The following is a 19864-nucleotide window of genomic DNA, read 5'->3' as shown; positions in this document are numbered from 1 at the left end:
GTATTCTACATCCTGTTTAAAACTAATAATTGAAATTATGTTTAACATCTCATCCAATTTACACAAGGCAGAGTGGCTCGACCTTGTATTTAGAAACAGAAATAAAAACTATGGTGCTTATGCACTAAGATCTCAATCATCAGGCACTACAGCACGCGCTTTATTTATTGCTGCCCCGCTTTTTGTTCTTTTTTTTGCTGGCCCAATGATTTACAAACATTTTATTAGTAAAGACGCAGATGCACTCATCGAACCTTTAAAACCTGATCGTGTTATTGATATAAATATTGCTGATCGACCAATAGAGAAACTAAAACTTCAGGAAAAGACAGAAATGCCCAAAACTGAACCAATAAAAGAAAAAATTAAAACTGTAAAGCCCGTTTCAAATCCAATTGTTGTGGATAGGCCATTAATTACCGATCCGCCAACTCTAGAACAAATAGATCATGCGGCAGTAGGGCCTGTTACGCAATCGGGAGTTGAGACGTCACTTGGATCGGTTCCTGTTGAGGGCAATGGTAATGGTATAGCTCCAGGTAATGGTGTAGGGAATGGTGAGAAGGAAGATACGGGGATTCATGAAATAGGAGATATCCAAGCCTACCCTGAATTTGAAGGGGGAATGAAAGCCTGGGCTAAATTTATACAAAGGAATTTAAGATACCCGAATGCGGCGCAGGAAGTTGATGCACAGGGTAAGGTTTTTATCAGCTTTGTAATAGAGAAAGATGGTTCTGTATCAAACGTTACTGTTTTAAAAGGTATAGGATATGGATGTGATGAAGAAGCGGTAAGGGTAATTAGTAAGTCCCCAAAATGGAAACCGGGCCGACAAAATGATCAAAACGTTAGAGTTAGGTATAATATGCCGCTTTCATTTACCATAAACAGATAATTTCAAAAATATTCGGTGCGCTCTCAGTGTAAAGGATAGGGTGAGGGGTTGTAATTAAGTTTATAACCCCTTTTTTGATGCTATTTTGTGATAAAAAACTAAATTGCGTGTCAAAAGACCCATTTATGTTAGATTTTAAACCAGTAGAATACTCTCAAACCACTCTTACTGAACTTATGATTCCTTCTTACTCTAATTTTGGAGGAAAAATACATGGAGGTATTATTTTAAGCTTAATGGATAAAGTTGCTTACGTATGTGCGGCAAAACATTCTGATGGCTACTGTATCACAGCATCAATTGATGTGGTTGATTTTTTGGCGCCAGTTGAAGTTGGAGAATTGGTTTCTTTGATGGCATCAGTAAACTACGTTGGTAACACCTCCATGATAATAGGAATAAGAGTTGTTTCAGAAAATTTGAGAACACATGTAATTAAGCATACCAATACCAGCTACTTTACTATGGTAGCAATAGGAGATGACAATAAACCTAAGCAGGTACCGGGATTGATCTTGAAAAGTGAAGATGATGTTAGGCGATTTGCACAGGGGTTAAATAGAAAGAACCTTAAAACTGAATATAAAAAGAATGAAGCCAGTTTAAGAGAAAGCTACAATAATGAGAGTTGTTTGGTTACACTTAAGAATGAAAGGTGTAAAGTGGCTTTAACATCTGGTTAAAGCCACTTGATCTTTATACTACGGAACGCAATAGGTGAACCTTCATTCTGCAAAAGAATATGTCCCTTTTTTGATTGTCCGAAATTTTTAAGGGATTTATACTTGCTTTTCTCTATTAATGATTTAAAAGATTCTGTGCTCCTGTCATAATCTACAACTTTGCGCCCATTTAACCAATGCTGAATATGATTCTTGTTTACAATGATTCTGGCTATATTCCAGTGTTCAAGCAATGCGGGATTTTTCTTATCAGCAGATATCAGATCATACAATGATGCCAGTGAGCGAATTTCACCGCGCTCTGGATATTTAAAGTTCATTTCATCTAATATTTGATATTCAAGACCTAAGAAAGTACCTTTTTGTGCTTCATAATCATTTGTTACCAGATATTTAACCCCACTGTTTGTTTCTTTTGAGATTTTAAATTCAAAGAAAAGTTCAAAGTTGTCGAATTGAGCATTGGTTATAATATCCATTTGCTTGCCGTTTTCGGGTTTTACAGCAAGCAGCTCTCCGTTTTTAATTTCCCATCCTCCTTCAGCTATCTTTTTCCATCCGTTAAATGTTTTCCCATCAAAAAGCAAACTCCATCCCAATGCTTTCTCTTGACTGGTTAAGGTATTCGGAGGCTGAGCAAAGGCACCAAAAATGCATATTCCCTGCAGTAATATAATATTGAAGCATAACCTGGATATATTCATAAAGATTGATTTTTAGATTTTGGGTTCCCATCCCTTTTCGTACGAACGGCCCCATAGTTTCTGAGCTTCTTTGTCGCCAACGATGTGACCGTTTTTCGGATCAATTTTTAAGTCGCGACCAACCCTCCATGATATATTGCCTAACTGCATGGCTACACAGCTTTTGTAACCGAGTTCAACATCACAGTTCGGACGCCTGTTGTTTCTGATGGCATCAAGAAAATCTGCCATATGCAAACTATCCATCCCTAAACTTGGACTCGCTGTATTTCTTCCCTCTAAAGATTCTCCGCCAGATTTTGGTGTCACATCCTGAATTAGCTTTCCTTGAAGATCATATATTTTATAAGCATCATCTCCGGTATCCAGGCTTCCTTTTTCACCATAAAAGATAATTCCTCTTTCCTGTCCTTCAACTTTTCTTCCGTTACAGCTTCTGTTTTCCCAAAGCAAGGTAACCTTACCAGGATAATCTATCGTTACTACCTGCGTGTCTGGGGTTTCCCAGTCATCATTAAAATGATATCTTCCGCCGGAAGAGCTAACGCGGGTCGGAAAATCTACTCCCAGACCCCAACGGGCTACATCTACCTCGTGCGTTCCATTATTTAGCGCTTCGCCGGTTCCCCAGTTCCAGAACCAGTGCCAGTTGTAGTGGATTAAACCATCTTTGTAATTAATACGTGGTGCTGGTCCCTGCCATAAATCATAATCCAGCCAGTCGGGTACATTTGCTGGCTTTAAAAAGGTTTCTTTCCTCGTATTCGTATACCATGTTTTTGCCATATATACGCGGCCAATTATCCCTTCATGGAGTAGCTGTATTCCTTTGGTTAGCGTAGGGGCAGAGCGACGTTGGGCGCCCATTTGCACTATTCTGTTGTATTTTCTGGCTGCTGCTACTGCAATTTCACCCTCTCTTGGATTATGGCTTAATGGCTTTTCAACATATACATGTTTTCCGGCCTGGCAAGCCATAATGGTTAATGGTGCATGCCAATGATCAGGAGTTGCCGTGTATATTGCATCAACAGATTTATCTTCCAGAACCTTGCGCAGGTCTTTTTCAGATTTTGGTGGAGTTGTTTGACCAGCTTTCACAATAGTGTTTATTGCCTTAGGAATGGCTCTTGAATCTACATCACAAACTGTAACTATTTGCGTGTTTTTTTGTTTGGCAATTGTACCTCCCATGCTATTGCCACGGCTATTAACGCCGATAGTTGCTATGTTTATTCTGTCATTTGCGCCAATAATATTTCTATAGCTTTTGGCACTAAACCCAGAGGCAGTTCCTCCGAATACACTATTTCCAACAGATAAAGCTGCTGTTCCGATACCTATTTTTTTTATGAAATCTCTTCTTGAATTGTTGCTCATAATTGGTTTTTGGTTGATTGTTTTGGAATTCTATAAAACTCTGATTTTAACATTTTTGAATGAAACTTCATCCCCATGGTCTTGAAGTAGAATATGCCCTTTTTTTACCTGACCAAACGGTGGTTCTGAATCTTTAAACTTACTTAGCTTCCATGCTTCTTTGTAGGAATCACTGCTGCGGTCAAAGGAAAGCGTCTTTTTTCCATTTAAGTAATGAGTTACTTTAGTGCCTTTGGCTACGATTCTTGCTCGGTTCCATTCACCGGTTTTATTCTCCTGTGGTACATCTAAAGGTAGCATGTCATACAAACCAGCCTGTAAACGGTTGCCATTCCTTCCCAATTTTGCATCAGGGTGTTTTACATTATCTAATATCTGGTATTCTAATCCGAGCCAACCTCCTTTAGTATACTTAGTGAAGAAATATTTTATTCCACTATTTCCTCCTTCAGAAAGCTTAAAGTCAACAGAGAGATCAAAATCAGCATATTCATCTTTTGTAAAAATATCACCACCTCCTTTTTCTCCTTCCTTTTTTGCAGATAAAATGCCATTTTCTATTTTCCATCCTGTAGCTGGTGGCGTATCTTTCCCAACAGATGTCCATCCGTTAAGACTTTGACCATCAAAAAGGAGTTTCCAACCTTGTTTGATTTCCTGTTTGGTAAGGGAGTTATCTTTGTTTTGAGCATATGATACTCCTGTAAGAAGGAGTATCACTAGTAACACCGGGGTTATTTTTGAGTTCATATAAATAAATTTAGCGAAACAATTGTTAACGATAGTTGATTAATGCAACATGTATAAACATGTTACATCTGGGTATATCCTTTGTTTTGTATTATTTTTTGTGGATTTGACTGCATCACTGTCATTGGAATAGGATAAGTCAATGCATTATCACTCCAGGTAAAGCTATTGTAACCATCAAACTGTTGTTCTGCAATCATCACATCTTTGGCTCGTCCTGTTCTTACAAGGTCAAACCACCGGTGATTCTCAAAAGCCAACTCAACACGGCGCTCGTTTTCAATTGCTAACAGGAAAGCCTGATCACCGCTGAATTCACTCAATTGATAATCGTGTAATAAATTCGGTGCTGGTTGAATATTAGGGTCGCCAGGAGTTTTTCTTGCCCGTTCCCGAATTTTGTTTAGATAAGTTAGGGCAATTCCCTTGTCGCCCCCGCCACGAACCAGCGCCTCAGCATAAAGTAAGTACACGTCTCCCAGACGTAATTCTATCCAATTGTTGCCATTGTCTGAACCGCTTGTTGAAACATCATAGTATTTACGCACATATTTCTCGGTTTGCAAGGCTCCGGTTTTAGCATTGATCCAGCCATCTCGCATGGATACAAATTTCCTGGGATCTCCGGTTTCATAAGCATTTGACATGTATTGGGTAGGAGAGTTCTCACCACCCTTGTCGCCCACCAAAACAACCTCTTTATCTGAAAATCTTGGAGCGAAATTGTTATTCCATGGACTACCAGTTGCTCCATTTGGTGCGCCTTTCATGTATTGAACTTCAAAAAGAGATTCAGTACTGTTCTTTTTAGAAACATCAAACAGGTCTTTATAGCTTGGAACCAGAGAATACGCAGAATTATTTACTACTTCTGCAAGTTTTTGACTGGCAAGATTGTAATATTCGCCTCCTTTATTAAGCGGATAGCCTGCCATGGTTAAATAAACTTTACCAAGCAACGCTGAGGCTCCGGCCTTGGTTACTCTACCTTTGTCTGTGCCTCCGTATGACTGAGGAAGATTAGCTTCGGCATATTTTAGGTCTGCAATGATGAAATCATACATTTCTTGCAATGGTGCACGCCCAAGTGCATATGCTTCAGTTTGACTTAGTTCTTTGTCTGCTTTGATTACCCCTAAAAGCTGGCCATTTAAAGCTGGCCCTCCAAATGCCCTATTGAGCCAGAAATAAACAAGCGCTCTTAAGAAACTGGCTTCTGCTTTATACTGACTTCTTAATTTTTCATCAGTGAAGGTAGCTGCATCGCTGCGACCAAGAACAATATTGCATCTTAGTATTGTTTTATAACTGTCATCCCACATGTCTGTTATAAAGTTGTTTTCAGGAAGTAAGGGAGAGGCAAATTCATCTATGCCTTTTTCATTTGCAGGGTTTCCCGACAGCCAGGAATAGGTAGTGTTGTCTGAACGGATTTCGCCAAGCCTCACATATGTTGAATTGTATAATGAACGCAAATTGCCATAAGCAGAAAGGGTTGCCTGATTAATGTCCTGTTGTGTTTTATAGAATGAATTGGCATTTAAATTTGATTTCGGGTTCAGGTCAATAAAGTCATCACTGCATGATGCCAGAAAGAAGACTGCTACGAATAATAGATTTATCTTTTTCATATATTTAAAATATAAGCATTAATGAATGTTTAAAACGTCAAATTAAGTCCAAGGATAAACGTCCTTGCAGTTGGATAGCCCAAGTAATCGCCACCTTTTGTAAGTCCGGCACCTTCGCTGCTCGTTTCCGGATCATATCCTGTATAATTGGTTATTGTAAATAAATTGCTTCCGGTTACATATACACTTAAAGCCTTTACCTTTATTTTTTTGGTAAAATTTTCACTGAAATTATATGCAAAATTTACATTCCTAAGTCTTAAATATGATGCGTCCTGAACCCATGCCGAGGAAGGGTCTCTTTGCCAACCCGAAGGAGTTCTCGTTGCTTTGAAGTGAATTCCATCTCCTGGATCGTCTGTAGATCTCCATCTACCAATCTGTTCTATCATCCCATTTCTATCACCATGATATATTCCAACCATTCTTTTATAGAAACTAAATAATTCTGCTCCATATGATGCAGTAAACTGAACTCCCAAAGAGAAGTTTTTATATGAAAAGTTATTGGTTAGACCGGTGGTAAAATCGGGATTATTGTTGCCCAAAATCGTTTTATCATTTTGGTCTAGAATACCATCCTTATTGATATCAGCGTATCTGCCATCGCCTATTTTATCTGCACTTAAGTGCGGATATTTGTTTAATTCATCCTGGGTAAGGAACACGCCTTCATATTTGTATCCATAAAAACTTGCAATAGGAGAGCCAACAGTTGTAATGAACGCATTATTTGCATTAGGAGCGCTGCCATAAATAGGACGGTTATCTGCTCCAACTTCCAATACTTTGTTTTTATTAAATGAAATGTTAAAGTTGGTATTCCACTTAAAGTCACCCAGAAGGTTTCTGGTCGTAACCAGGAATTCCATACCCCTGTTCTGCACTTTTCCGATATTTTGAATTTGGGTAGAATATCCTGTAATTACCGGTACAGGAACATTTAATAAAAGGTCAATAGACTGGCTGTCGTAAAAATCACCTTCAATTCTTATCCTGTCATTTATTAAGCCAAGTTCAAATCCAAGGTTATATTGTCTTGTTTTTTCCCATCCAAGATCAACGTTCGACATTGTGCTTGGGTTGGTAGTATTTTGAAGTGTTCCTCCGGTTGGATAGAAGCCTGAAGTTAGAAGACCAATAGCAGAATAATCGCCAATTCTGTTGTTTCCTGAAATACCAAAGCCTGCACGAATCTTAAGATCGCTTATGGCTTTAATGTTCTCCATAAATTTCTCTTCAGAAATTTTCCACCCTGCAGACAGAGAAGGGAAGGTTCCCCATTTTTTGTTCATACCAAAACGGGAAGAACCATCACCACGAAAGGTGGCTGTAAATAAGTATTTATTATCGTATGCATAGTTGATCCTGCCCAGATAAGAAATCATTGAATATTCTGACTCATCACTAGATAAGGCATACATAGTGCCTGCATTGAGGGTTGTAATCTGGTCGTTGGCAAAGCCACGGGCTTCGCCGTACATATTTTTCAGATTATGTTTTTGAGTGGTATAACCTACAAGGGCAGATAATACGTGCTTATCAGAAAAAGTACGGGAGTAGTTTAAGGTGTTTTCAATTACCCAGTCGAAATCTGATGCACGCTGATTTATACCTTTAGCTGGGCGCGGACCTTTAGAAGCATCAAAATCTATAAAAGAAGCTTCAAAGATCTTTTGCTGGTTGTCCTGAATTCCACCATTAATATTGATCTTATATTTTAGATCCTTAATGATTTCCCATTCAGCAAAAACAGTCCCCAGCCAACCATATCGATTTCTGGAATTTTGAACCTGCTCTGCTACACCGATTGGGCTTGCAACATCGCCGGCAAGTATTTCCGGATTTCGAACCATCGAACCGTATGTTCCATCATCATTCCTTACCGGAAAGATTGGGGGCAATTGCAGTGCAAACATTACCGGAGAGTATTTGCCGCTTTCCTGCTCTCTGCCTTTTGCTGAGAAGGCCAACATATTCATGCCAAGGCTCAGACTCTTGGTAACCTTAGAGTTGATGGCTGAGCGAAAATTAAAACGGTCATAGTTTGTGCCTAGAACTATACCTTCCTGCTTGGCATAACTTCCGGAAAACATATATTGAGTATGTTCTGTTCCTCCAGAAACCGATAGTTCACTTTTTTGAGTTAAAGCTTTTCTGTATAAAAGATCTTGCCAATTGTTGTCGGGCATTTGTGCTACAGAGGCTGGGTCCAGAAAGTTGTATTTATATCCTCCCGTACCATCTGGTATCATATATTGAGTGCTTGCACCAGAGTACAGACTACGACGTGAGTTGGGGTCTGTAATGGAATGGGGTTGTTGGTTTGGATCTGATGTGATAATTTGTGCATCTAACCAAGCCTGGTTTCTACCATCAATAAACCACTGGATATATTGATCCCTGTTCATCATTTCTACTTCTTTGCCCAGTTCCTGAAATCCTATAAAAGTGTTGGCATTTATTGTTGGCGGGCCAACTTTGCCCTTCTTAGTGGTTACAATAACAACACCGTTTGCACCTCTTGAACCATAAATGGCTGTAGAAGAGGCGTCTTTTAAAACCTGAATACTTTCAATATCTGAGGTGTTCAATAGTCTGAATGCATTACCTTCCATTGGATAGCCATCTACAACATATAAAGGATCATTGGATTGGGTAATTGAGCCAACTCCTCTAACTCTTATGGCTAGTCCTTCCCCGCCAGGGGCACCGCCAGTTTGCTGAACCTGAACTCCGGCCATTTGACCGGCAATGGCCTCGCCAAAGTTTAAAGCAGGTCGCTCTTTTATGCTTTCTGCTGACACAGATGATACGGCGGTAGTAACGTCTGATTTTTTCTGGGTGCCATATCCTATAACCACCACTTCGTTAAGTGCCGAGGTTTCTTCTAGCAGGATTACGTTTATAGTCTGATCACTGCCAATGGTTACTTCTTTGGTCGTATATCCAACCATGCTAAAAACAAGGGTGCCAGTATTTTCTGGTATTGAAATGGCATATAGTCCTTCTCCATTTGTAACTGTTCCAATGGACGTTCCTTTTAATTTAATACTTACACCCGGTATAGAGATATTCTGCTTATCTACAACTTTTCCTTTTATTTCTTTAGCCTGAGGTTTAGTTGTTGAAGGAGAAAATACGGATGGCTCATCCTTCTTTTTGATAAGGATGTTTTTATTTAAGATTTTAAATGCAAACGGACTGTCCTTAAGACTTTCCTCCATTGTCTCTTCAACTGTAGAGTTTTTTACATTTAAACTGACATTTCTTTCTTTTAGATCATCGCTATTGTAAACTACGGAATATCCAGATTGTTGTTTAATAGCCTCAAAAATCTGTACTATTGGTGAGTTCTTTTTGGATATAGTAATTCTTTGTACTGGTTTTGCAGATACTTGCAAACAAGTGAGTAAAAGAAAGAGAATTGTTAAGGTAGCACTAAAATTTACTGAAAATTTAAGTAGTGGTATAGTAAATACCGTTTCATACTGGTTTAGCTTCATTTGGATTAAGTTAATACTTGGTTAGTAGTAAAAAACTGCGGTTCCGATTTTCGGAAAAGGGATAATTAAAGGTTTTTATATGTTAAACCTTTTCATTGGTTATTTAAGATTTCTATTTGGTTATAATTATTTTTTTTCTGTTTTGCGCGTTTACAATGGTATACTTCAGATCGAAGTAACTTAAGATTTCTAAGGCGTTTAATACATCTGTGTTTCTATGGATTTCACCCCAAAGTTTGATAACTGGTATTGGGCCTTTAAACTCGAAATCAACATCGTACCAACGTGCCAGTTGGCGAACCACATTCCTGATATCGGAATTTTGAAATTGAAATAATCCGTTTTTCCAGGCAATAACGTTTTCAGTTTTAACACTATTAACTTGTATAGCGCCGTTGCCTTTTAGGTGAGACTGTTGACCTGGTTTAAGTAGTGCTGATTTGTTGCTTTTAAGCTGTAGGATCCTTACGCTTCCTTCTAATAGTGTTGTTTCAGTTGTGGGTTCGTCTTCATAACTATTGATATTGAAATGAGTTCCGAGTACCTCTACTTCCTGATCTTGGGTTAATACATTAAATGGGTGGATTTTATTTTTTGCAACCTCAAAATATCCTTCTCCTTTTAGTTCTACTTCTCTTTTTTTTCCGTTAAAGGAGATTGGGAATTTTAAGGATGAAAGTGCATTTAACCAAACATGCGAACCATCAGGAAGGATAATTTGATATTGTCCGCCTTTTGAAGTTGTTATGATATTTGTGTTTTTGGGATTTACCAGGTTGACTTGATTAGAAATTTGAGCGTACGAAATTACTCCCTCTTTGATTTTGGTAATTCTCACGCCTCCCTGATCGGTTATTTTTCCAATTGGCGCAGTTTCCAGATATATTTTAGAACCATCTGTTAACGTCAGGAAGGTTTTATTGATACCTGGCGCGAAATTCTTTTGATCGGTTTTTGCTGGAGCCTGTACTACATAATTAGCAGGGGCAGGCTTTTTGAAATAGAAATACATAGCAGCAGATGCTGATAATACAAGGATCACAGAGGCTGCAATCCGCTGCCATAGGTATATAGTTCTTGTTTTATGTGACTGTGGTAAGGCTTGGTAAACATCATAAAGGTCTTTTTTTATGATATCTTCTGTCAGTTCAACTTTAGTTTCTTTTTGAATTTTATTGTAAACAGATTCTATCCAGGCTATTTCTTCTTCAGTGCATTCCCCTGTCTGATATCTATTTAGTAGCTCTTCTATTTTCTTTTTTTCCATGCTGACGGATCGTATAATTGTCCTTATTAATCTAAAGACCTTTAAGAAATGTTCAGGGCGTAGAAAAAAATGAAAATTTATTTGGGAAGGCTTAAAGAAGCATTAATATTAGCAATGTAAACAGCACAAGAAAGGCCTCTAGTTTAAGTCTTAAAATTTTCAGAGCATTGTTTACCTGTTTTTTTACTGTACTCTCCGATAGGTCTAGCTCATTGGCTATCTCTTTATGAGTGAGGTAAGATTTTCGGCTCATATTCAGTATCTGTCGCATTTTGGCAGGAAGCTCATTGATATGGCTATCAATGATTTCTACAAGTTGTTTTTCTCTAATTGCATAGTCTGTAACTATCTGTGCTTCAGTTGTAGCGTTCTGTTGTAAGAGCGTTGAATATTTTGATTTAACTTGTTGGTGGGAGATAGTCTTTAGTGCCTTGTTACGAACTGCAACATACAAGTATCCGGCAAGATTTGTATTTAAAGTGAAATCCGATCTCCTGTTCCAGAGTGTGGTAAATACTTCCTGAACTAAATCTTTAACTTCATCTCTGTCTTGCAGTATTTTGTATGCACTATTATATAAAGCAGAGGAATAACGAATATATATTTCTGTGAAGGCAGCATGGTCATCCTTTTTGAACAAAAGAACCAATTCATTATCAGTATAAGATTGGTAGGATAACATAGTTATCTAAACATTGAATTAGATTTGGTTAAGAAGGATGGGAGCTATTGCTACACATCTGTTGTAACCAAATCTAATTAATTTTTAGACAAATGCAATAATGGAAGAGGCTGAGCTCTTATCCTTTATGCGTTTCAACCCATTTACGGGCGTTTACAAAGGCTTCCATCCAAGGTGTAACTTCATCTTTACGTTCTTTCGGATAATTTGCCCAATGCCATTGGAATAATGAACGCTCAATGTGTGGCATCATTACCAGGTGACGACCAGACTCATCACACATCATTGCTGTGTTATAATCTGAACCGTTCGGGCTTGCAGGATAAGTTTCATAAGCATACTTTGCTATGATTTGATATTTATCTTCTGAGTAAGGTAATTGGAACCTGCCTTCACCATGTGAAACCCATACACCCAATGTAGTTCCTGCCAATGTAGAAAGCATAACTGAATTGTTTTCTTGTAGGGTTAATGAGGTGAATATACTTTCGTGTTTACCACTTTCGTTATGCAGCATTTTTGGTTTTTCTGCATGGTCTTTATTGATTAAGCCCAGCTCAACAAAAAGCTGACAACCATTACAGATTCCTACAGATAATGTATCTGGTCTGCTAAAAAAGTTTTCAAGTGCAACTTTAGCCTTTTCGTTGTACATAAAAGCTCCTGCCCATCCTTTGGCTGATCCTAAAACATCGGAGTTAGAGAAACCACCAACCGCACCAATGAACTGTATGTCTTCTAAAGTCTCTCTGCCTGCAATAAGATCAGTCATGTGAACATCTTTTACGTCAAAACCTGCAAGGTACATGGCGTTAGCAAGTTCACGTTCAGAGTTACTTCCTTTTTCACGAATAACAGCTGCCTTTGGTCTTGGTTTTGAAGCATCAATAACCGGTTTCTTTCCGTCAAACTGAGTAGGGAAGTTGTATTTAAGTATGTGGTTTTTGTAGTTGTCAAAGCGTTCTTTTGCTTTTACTGGTCCACTTTGTTTTTTATCTAACAGATAAGAAGTTTTGAACCATACATCACGTAAGTGATCAATGTCAAAAGATAAGGTATCTGAATTGTTTTTTACTTGTAAGCTTGCGGTTGAAGTAACCTCACCAATTTTGTGATAAGCAACATCATTTGCAGAAAGGGTAGCCTCAACATCGCTAGTTGCCTGGAATACGATGCCGATGTTTTCAGCAAAAAGTAATTTTATAATGTCTTGCTCACCTAAAGAAGAAAAATCTAATGATGCACCAAGATCACGATCGGCAAAGCAAAGTTCCAGTAAAGTAGTTATTAAACCACCGCTACCTATATCGTGTCCTGCTTGTATTTTGTCAGCTTTTATTAATTCCTGAAGTGTGTTAAAAGCATTTTTAAGTTGATCTGCATTTTTAACATCAGGTGTTTCATTACCAATTCTGTTTAAGATTTGTGCAAAGGAAGAACCACCAAGTTTATAAGTATCGTTAGATAGGTTGATGTAGTAAATTGAACCGCCATCTTTTTGTAAAACGGGCTCAACAACTTTAGTGATGTCGTTGCAATTTCCTGCAGCTGAAATAATCACAGTACCCGGTGCAATCACCTCATCGCCCTTATATTTTTGTTTCATCGACAAGGAATCTTTACCTGTTGGGATATTGATTCCTAAGCTGATTGCAAAATCAGAACAAGCTTTTACAGCTTCGTATAATCTGGCATCTTCACCTTCGTTTTTACATGCCCACATCCAGTTGGCTGAAAGGGAAACGCTTTTTAGTCCATCTTTTAATGGTGCCCACAGAATATTAGAAAGAGATTCGGCAATAGCAATACGACTTCCGGCTGCCGGATCAATTAATGCAGATAGGGGAGCGTGACCTACTGAAGTTGCGATGCCTTCTTTTCCCTGAAAATCTAACGCCATAACACCACAGTTGTTAAGTGGCAATTGTAGTGGTCCGGCACATTGTTGTTTGGCAACGCGGCCACCCACACAACGGTCAACCTTATTGGTTAACCAGTCTTTAGAGGCAACAGCTTCAAGTTGTAATACTTGTTCCAGATAAACATTTAACTGGGCTTTATCATAAGTAACCGGCTCGTATTTTCTATCAATGGTTTTGTCTTCCATGATTACCTTTGGAGAACTGCCGAACATGTCTTTCAGTTCAAGATCCATAGGTTTAACGCCGGTAGTTGCAGATTCAAATGTAAAGCGGTGATCGCCTGTAACTGTACCTACAGTATACATTGGAGAGCGCTCACGATCTGCAATTTTTTGAAGTGTTTCTATATGTTCTTGTCCGATTACCAGACCCATACGCTCCTGAGATTCGTTACCAATAATCTCTTTAGCTGAAAGGGTAGGATCACCGACAGGTAATTTATCAAGGTCTATTTTTCCACCGGTTTCTTCAACCAGTTCAGAAAGGCAGTTTAAGTGACCACCGGCACCATGATCATGTATCGATACGATGCTGTTATGATCGCTCTCTACCATGCCACGTACAGCATTAGCTGCTCTTTTTTGCATTTCAGGATTAGATCTCTGAATGGCATTTAATTCAATTCCACTCCCAAGGGCGCCGGTATCTGCAGATGATACTGCAGCACCACCCATACCAATTCTATAATTTTCTCCACCCAGGACAACAATTTTATCACCTTCAGAAGGTTTTTGTTTTTTAGCCTGGCTGGCCTTACCATAACCAACACCACCAGCAAGCATGATTACTTTATCGAAACCAAGTTTGCGTCCGCCTTCTTCATGTTCGAATGTAAGAACCGAACCGGTGATTAGCGGTTGGCCAAATTTATTTCCAAAATCAGTTGCTCCATTAGAAGCTTTGATTAGGATATCCATTGGAGTTTGGTATAGCCATTTTCTTTCTTCAACACCTTTTTCCCAAGGGCGATTTTCTTCCAATCTTGATAAGGCTGTCATATAAACTGCAGTACCAGCCAAAGGTAGTGAGCCTTGTCCACCTGCAAGTCTGTCTCTAATTTCGCCACCTGATCCGGTTGCAGCACCATTAAATGGTTCTACAGTTGTTGGGAAGTTATGTGTTTCTGCTTTTACGGAAATTACGGATTCAAAATCGCTGATTGCATAATAGTCGGGCTCATCAGCACGTTTAGGTGCAAACTGCTGAACTACCGGACCTTTAATAAAGGCAACATTGTCTTTATAGGCAGAAACAATATCATTGGGGTTTTCTTCTGATGTTTTACGGATCAGCTTGAAAAGAGATGTAGGTTGTTCCACACCGTCAATAACGAATTTACCGTTAAAGATTTTGTGACGACAGTGTTCTGAGTTTACCTGAGAAAAACCGAATACTTCTGAGTCAGTAAGTGCTCTTCCAAGTCTTTGAGAAAGACCATTTAAGTACTCTACTTCTTCATCACTTAGTGATAAACCTTCCTGTTTATTATAGGCAGCAATATCGCTAACCTCAATAATAGGTTCCGGTTGTATATTAATAGTATATATGTCCTGATTAAGTTCCTTATATTTTTGAGATAACATTGGATCGAAGTCAGAAAAACCTTCTTCTACTTTATGAAATTCTTCAATCCTGATGATTCCTTCGATGGCCATATTTTGTGTAATCTCTACCGCATTTGTACTCCATGGAGTTATCATTGCTGCTCGAGGTCCGACAAAAAAGTCTGTTAATACGGTTTCTTGCTTTAATTTTGCACCGCCAAACAGCCATTCTAGTTTTGTAATATCAGTATCGGATAAGTTTTGCGCGGTTTGTAAAGCGAAAACTGTATTGGATTGATTGGAGAAGAAATAAATCATTGTAGTGTTTTGAGCCGCAAATTTAGCGTTAAAATTTTAAAACCGCGAGGTTAGAATGTAATATATTCGCAGAAGCGTATGGGAAGTATTTTTAAATTTAAGCAGTTTGAGGTAAACCAGTCGGGTTGTGCCATGAAAATTAATACTGATGGAGTGTTACTAGGCGCTATTGTTCAAAAAAATGACACTAAACAAATACTCGATATTGGAACCGGTACGGGCGTTATTGCTTTAATGCTGGCGCAGCGTTTTCCAGAGGCACTAGTTGATGCTGTAGAGATAGACGAATCGGCAGCATTAGCGGCTTCAGCTAATTTTAACAATTCTAATTTTTCTGCAAGAGTTAAAGCCCACCATTGTGCTATAGCATCGTATAATACAGATGTTAAATATGACTTAATTGTTTCCAATCCTCCTTATTTTGTTAACGACCTTAAAAATCCGGAACAAAGAAAAGGGATTGCAAGGCACGCTGATCAGGATTTTTTTGAGTTGCTGTTAATGAAAACTTCAGAACTATTAACTGATGATGGATGTATTTGGTTAATACTCCCGGTTAAGCAAGCAGAGTTTGTGGTTGCGGGGGCAGCAGCATTTAATCTGGCGCTGGGTGAAAGAATAAATGTTTGTTCTGATGAAAGTAAACCTGTTTTTCGCCATATCATTTGCCTCCAGCGGAAAGTGGTTGCGCCAAAGATTAGTAATTTCTTCATTTACGAATCTGAAAAAATATATACCGAAGCCTATAAGAGATTACTTAAAGATTTCTTGCTGGCTTTTTAGTTGTATAAATGTCATTATACATAGCTTTGTTTGATACATATTAAGAACATATACTTTGACTAAGATAGGCCTGATTTCTGATACACATGGATTTTTGGATCCAGCGGTTTTTAAACACTTTGCCGATTGCGATGAAATATGGCATGCGGGAGATTTTGGACCCAATGTAGCCGAAGAGCTTGCCGCCTTTAAACCACTTCGTGGCGTTTACGGAAATATTGATGGTAAAGAGATTAGAAGCCTTTACCCTGAACACTTGCGTTTTAATTGCGAAAACCTTGATGTATGGATAACACATATTGGGGGTTATCCGGGGAAATATGCTCCGCAGGTAAAGGGTGAAATGTACACTAAGCCTCCGAAATTATTTATTACCGGGCATTCACATATTTTAAAGGTGATGTACGACAAGAAAATCGATTGTTTACATATAAATCCCGGTGCAGCAGGAAATTCGGGTTGGCATAAGGTTAAAACTTTAATTAGATTTTCTGTTTCAGAAGAAAAAATACATAACTTAGAGGTCATAGAAATAGGCGTTAGATAACGTATTAAATACACTAAGTATATGTCAGGTATAAAAACACTGGGTCAATTTATAATAGAAAAACAGGCCGATTTCCCTTATGCAAAAGGAGAGCTTTCAAGATTGCTTCGGGATATTGGTATTGCCTCCAAAATAGTTAACCGGGAGGTGAATAAAGCAGGTCTGGTTGATATACTGGGAGCTGCCGGAACCATGAATATTCAGGGTGAGGGGCAACAGAAGCTTGATGTGTATGCCAATACGCAATTTATAAGTGCACTGACCAGTGGTGGTGAATGTTGTATTGTTGCAACAGAAGAGGAGGATGAGTTTGTGAAAATCGATTCACCAGTATCTAAAAATGCCAAATACATAGTGTGCATTGACCCGCTCGATGGTTCTTCTAATATTGATTGTAATGTTGCCGTAGGAACTATTTTCTCGATTTACAGAAGAAAATCAACAAACGGAGAGGCTACTTTGCAGGATGTTTTGCAAAAAGGAACGGAGCAGGTGGCAGCAGGTTATGTGATTTATGGATCCTCAACCATGTTGGTGTATACCACAGGTAAAGGGGTAAACGGCTTTACCTTAGATCCTTCCATCGGAGAGTTTTGCTTATCTCATCCAAATATGAAGATACCCCCAAATGGAAATATTTATTCCTTAAATGAAGGGAACTATGTCCATTTTCCGGAAGGAGTAAAAAAATATCTAAAATATGTTCAGGTTGAAGATGCGGCCACCAATAGACCATATACATCGAGGTATATTGGGTCGATGGTAGGCGATATTCATCGAAATTTAATAAAGGGAGGCATATATATTTATCCTACCACTGCCAGATCTCCTAATGGAAAACTGCGGTTATTGTATGAATGTAATCCAATGGCTTTTATCGTTGAACAAGCCGGAGGAGTTGCTTCGGATGGTTTTAACAGGATATTAGAAATAGAACCAACAGAACTGCATCAGCGCACAGCTATATTTATAGGGTCAGAACATATGGTTCATGTTGCGGAGTCATTAATGATGGAATTCTCTTCAGAGAAAAAATCAGATTCCCGTTATGTTTCTGGTACTGAGGCTAAACTAGAACAGATGGGGGTAGTGGGCGGTATAGATTAATAGATGCTTTTTGTTTAATGAAAATATATTAATATTTAATATGTTTGTGTATAGCGATACCTGGTTCTAATAGTTTATAACGATCTGGTATTGCATTATGTAACCAAATTAAACAATGAACATCTTGAACCTCGATTCCGTTAAATTCTTTAAAGGCGGCTTATTGCTTGCCTCATTATTTTTAAGCGCCGTTGTGCAGGCAAAGGTAACTTTACCTTCTGTATTTAGTGATAACATGGTTTTTCAACAAAAAACCAATGTTGCCATCTGGGGAAATACCGATGCAGGAAAAACTGTAAAGGTTACCGCTACCTGGAACAATAAAACTTATACTGCTAAAGCGGGTAGTGATGGAAAGTTTAAGATTGTATTACCGACTCCTTCCTATGGTGGGCCATATAATATCAGTATTTCTGATGGGGATGTTACTAAGTTAAGCAATGTGCTTATTGGTGATGTTTGGATTTGCTCAGGACAATCTAACATGGAAATGCCATTGGCAGGATGGGGGAAAGTTAATAATTATGAGCAGGAAATAAGCGATGCGAATTATCCGAATATCAGATTGTTGCACACTGTTCAGGTAACCAGCAATTCGCCGTTAAAAGATGCTAAGGTATATAATGATGGGTGGCAAGCATGTACACCAAAATATGTTGCGAATTTTTCATCAGTAGCCTACTTTTTTGCCCGCGAGATCAATAAAAAAACGGGAGTTCCTATTGGATTGATAAATACCTCATGGGGGGGAACTATTGCGGAAGCGTGGACTAGTGCAGGTACACTTAAAACTATACCGGATTTTGTGGAAGCAGTTAACAAAATTGAAACTTCCGGTAAAGATAAAGACGCCTCTAGCTTTAAACAGAAATTGGAAGCCTGGCAAAAGCTGGTATTAGATAAAGATGCTGGTATAGCTCAGGGTAAACCTGCATGGTTGGATGCTTCACTTGACGTTTCATCATGGAAAAGCATGGCTTTGCCTTCGTTATGGGAGAAGAGTGGGATGCCTGATTTTGATGGCGTTGTTTGGTTTAGAAAAAATATAACTATCCCTCAATCATGGGCAGGTAAAGAGGTAAAGGTTAATTTGGGTACTATAGATGATAATGACGTTACTTTTTTTGATGGCGAAAAAATAGGTCAAACAGAAGGATTTAATGTGCCACGTGCTTATACTATCCCTGCAAATAAAGTAAAAGCAGGAACATTTGCTCTGGTAGTAAGGGTGTTTGATGGTGCCGGTGATGGTGGTCTTTATGCAGATAAAAATATATTATCACTGGTGTCTGCAAATGGCGAGCGTTTATCGCTTGATGGAGATTGGCAATACAAGGTAGGGTTAAATTTAAAAGACGTAGCGCCTATGCCTGCTTCAAATGATGGCCCTAACAGAGTAACGGTATTGTATAATGCGATGATCAATCCGTATTTGCAATTCCCGATTAAGGGAGCTATTTGGTACCAGGGAGAAAGTAATGCCGGCCGGGCAAATCAATATCGCAAACTCTTTCCTGCAATGATTAAAGATTGGAGAAAAAGCTGGAATCAACCTAACTTTCCTTTTTACTTTGTTCAGCTCGCTAATTTTATGCAAGCAGTAAAGGAGCCAAAGTCGTCTGAGTGGGCAGAGTTAAGAGATGCGCAGCGTGAAACGCTTTCACTTCCAAATACCGGGATGGCCGTTTCTATTGACATAGGAGATGCAGTTGATATTCATCCAAAAAACAAACAGGATGTTGGTAAGCGACTAGCTTTTATAGCACTAGCTAAAGATTATGGGGTTAAAATTCCTTATAGCGGCCCGGTATACCAATCACAAAAAATTGACGGTAATACCATAGCATTAACCTTTGGATCTACCGATGGCGGTTTAAAGGCTAGTGATGGTGGAGAGTTAATTGGCTTTTCGGTTGCGGGTTCCGATCAGAAATTTCATTGGGCTAAAGCTGTAATAAAAGGAAATCAGGTTATTGTTAGTAGCGCTGAAGTGCCTAATCCTGTTTCGGTAAGGTATGCCTGGGCCGATAACCCACAGTGTAATTTTGTAAATGGTGCAGGCCTGCCGGCGTCGCCATTCAGAACTGATAACTGGCCCGAAATCACTTTGGGAAAAAAATAAAGCTTTTACTTAAGTTGTTT

Annotated in this window: 14 protein-coding genes; 6 read left to right on the top strand and 8 right to left on the bottom strand. The window is 38.7% G+C overall.

The genetic code is table 11. From position 1 onward, the window contains the following. The first annotated feature begins 37 nt into the window (after positions 1 to 37). Together HQN86_RS26590 and HQN86_RS26585 are read left to right on the top strand one after the other, a co-directional pair. Positions 38 to 898: an energy transducer TonB gene (locus HQN86_RS26590; RefSeq protein WP_172663852.1), complete on the top strand. Its 861-nt coding sequence runs from the start codon at positions 38 to 40 to the stop codon at positions 896 to 898. Positions 899 to 1023: 125 nt separating this feature from the next. Next, entirely contained in the window at positions 1024 to 1581 is a 558-nt protein-coding gene (locus tag HQN86_RS26585; protein ID WP_172663851.1) for an acyl-CoA thioesterase, read from the top strand. Here HQN86_RS26585 and HQN86_RS26580 read toward each other — a convergent pair. The 8 genes from HQN86_RS26580 to purL form a co-directional block, all read right to left on the bottom strand. Next, positions 1578 to 2285, bottom strand: coding sequence for a 3-keto-disaccharide hydrolase (locus HQN86_RS26580; RefSeq protein WP_172663850.1), 708 nt, complete (start codon positions 2283 to 2285; stop codon positions 1578 to 1580). The genes HQN86_RS26585 and HQN86_RS26580 overlap by 4 nt on opposite strands. Before the next feature lie 12 nt (positions 2286 to 2297). After that, positions 2298 to 3665, bottom strand: coding sequence for a Gfo/Idh/MocA family protein (locus HQN86_RS26575; RefSeq protein WP_172663849.1), 1368 nt, complete (start codon positions 3663 to 3665; stop codon positions 2298 to 2300). A 30-nt stretch (positions 3666 to 3695) separates the two neighbouring features. Beyond that, positions 3696 to 4415 (bottom strand): 3-keto-disaccharide hydrolase, encoded by a 720-nt coding sequence (locus HQN86_RS26570; protein ID WP_172663848.1) that lies wholly within the window; start codon positions 4413 to 4415, stop codon positions 3696 to 3698. 62 nt (positions 4416 to 4477) lie between these two features. Continuing rightward, positions 4478 to 6046, bottom strand: a complete 1569-nt coding sequence (locus HQN86_RS26565) for a RagB/SusD family nutrient uptake outer membrane protein (RefSeq protein WP_172663847.1) — start codon at positions 6044 to 6046, stop codon at positions 4478 to 4480. 29 nt (positions 6047 to 6075) lie between these two features. After that, the gene (locus tag HQN86_RS26560; RefSeq protein WP_172663846.1) at positions 6076 to 9552 is read right to left on the bottom strand and encodes a TonB-dependent receptor; all 3477 of its coding nucleotides are present in this window, start codon (positions 9550 to 9552) and stop codon (positions 6076 to 6078) included. Positions 9553 to 9664: 112 nt separating this feature from the next. Next, the gene (locus HQN86_RS26555) at positions 9665 to 10819 is read right to left on the bottom strand and encodes a FecR family protein (RefSeq protein ID WP_172663845.1); all 1155 of its coding nucleotides are present in this window, start codon (positions 10817 to 10819) and stop codon (positions 9665 to 9667) included. A 91-nt stretch (positions 10820 to 10910) separates the two neighbouring features. Then, on the bottom strand, positions 10911 to 11501 hold the full coding sequence (locus HQN86_RS26550) for an RNA polymerase sigma-70 factor (RefSeq protein ID WP_172663844.1): 591 nt from the start codon (positions 11499 to 11501) through the stop codon (positions 10911 to 10913). 118 nt (positions 11502 to 11619) lie between these two features. Beyond that, entirely contained in the window at positions 11620 to 15285 is a 3666-nt protein-coding gene (gene purL, locus HQN86_RS26545) for a phosphoribosylformylglycinamidine synthase (protein ID WP_172663843.1), read from the bottom strand. A 78-nt stretch (positions 15286 to 15363) separates the two neighbouring features. Between purL and HQN86_RS26540 the strand changes: the two genes are divergently transcribed. From HQN86_RS26540 to HQN86_RS26525, 4 genes are all read left to right on the top strand, one after another. Next, a complete protein-coding gene (locus tag HQN86_RS26540; protein WP_172663842.1) occupies positions 15364 to 16068 on the top strand; it encodes a tRNA1(Val) (adenine(37)-N6)-methyltransferase in 705 nt (234 codons plus the stop codon). 55 nt (positions 16069 to 16123) lie between these two features. Continuing rightward, a complete protein-coding gene (locus HQN86_RS26535) occupies positions 16124 to 16615 on the top strand; it encodes a metallophosphoesterase family protein (RefSeq protein ID WP_172663841.1) in 492 nt (163 codons plus the stop codon). Positions 16616 to 16636: 21 nt separating this feature from the next. Further along, positions 16637 to 17722, top strand: coding sequence for a class 1 fructose-bisphosphatase (fbp, locus tag HQN86_RS26530; protein WP_172663840.1), 1086 nt, complete (start codon positions 16637 to 16639; stop codon positions 17720 to 17722). Positions 17723 to 17837: 115 nt separating this feature from the next. Next, entirely contained in the window at positions 17838 to 19844 is a 2007-nt protein-coding gene (locus HQN86_RS26525; RefSeq protein ID WP_172663839.1) for a sialate O-acetylesterase, read from the top strand. Positions 19845 to 19864: the final 20 nt, after the last annotated feature.

The organism is Pedobacter panaciterrae (genome assembly GCF_013204795.1).
Lineage (GTDB): Bacteria > Bacteroidota > Bacteroidia > Sphingobacteriales > Sphingobacteriaceae > Pedobacter > Pedobacter panaciterrae.
This window is presented reverse-complemented; position numbering and strand designations above follow the sequence as displayed.

Coding starts and splice junctions, on each gene's coding strand:
- HQN86_RS26590 (WP_172663852.1), top strand. CDS start 38: ATGTTTAACATCTCATCCAATTTACACAAGGCAGAGTGGCTCGACCTT.
- HQN86_RS26585 (WP_172663851.1), top strand. CDS start 1,024: ATGTTAGATTTTAAACCAGTAGAATACTCTCAAACCACTCTTACTGAA.
- HQN86_RS26580 (WP_172663850.1), bottom strand. CDS start 2,285: ATGAATATATCCAGGTTATGCTTCAATATTATATTACTGCAGGGAATA.
- HQN86_RS26575 (WP_172663849.1), bottom strand. CDS start 3,665: ATGAGCAACAATTCAAGAAGAGATTTCATAAAAAAAATAGGTATCGGA.
- HQN86_RS26570 (WP_172663848.1), bottom strand. CDS start 4,415: ATGAACTCAAAAATAACCCCGGTGTTACTAGTGATACTCCTTCTTACA.
- HQN86_RS26565 (WP_172663847.1), bottom strand. CDS start 6,046: ATGAAAAAGATAAATCTATTATTCGTAGCAGTCTTCTTTCTGGCATCA.
- HQN86_RS26560 (WP_172663846.1), bottom strand. CDS start 9,552: ATGAAGCTAAACCAGTATGAAACGGTATTTACTATACCACTACTTAAA.
- HQN86_RS26555 (WP_172663845.1), bottom strand. CDS start 10,819: ATGGAAAAAAAGAAAATAGAAGAGCTACTAAATAGATATCAGACAGGG.
- HQN86_RS26550 (WP_172663844.1), bottom strand. CDS start 11,501: ATGTTATCCTACCAATCTTATACTGATAATGAATTGGTTCTTTTGTTC.
- purL (WP_172663843.1), bottom strand. CDS start 15,285: ATGATTTATTTCTTCTCCAATCAATCCAATACAGTTTTCGCTTTACAA.
- HQN86_RS26540 (WP_172663842.1), top strand. CDS start 15,364: ATGGGAAGTATTTTTAAATTTAAGCAGTTTGAGGTAAACCAGTCGGGT.
- fbp (WP_172663840.1), top strand. CDS start 16,637: ATGTCAGGTATAAAAACACTGGGTCAATTTATAATAGAAAAACAGGCC.
- HQN86_RS26525 (WP_172663839.1), top strand. CDS start 17,838: ATGAACATCTTGAACCTCGATTCCGTTAAATTCTTTAAAGGCGGCTTA.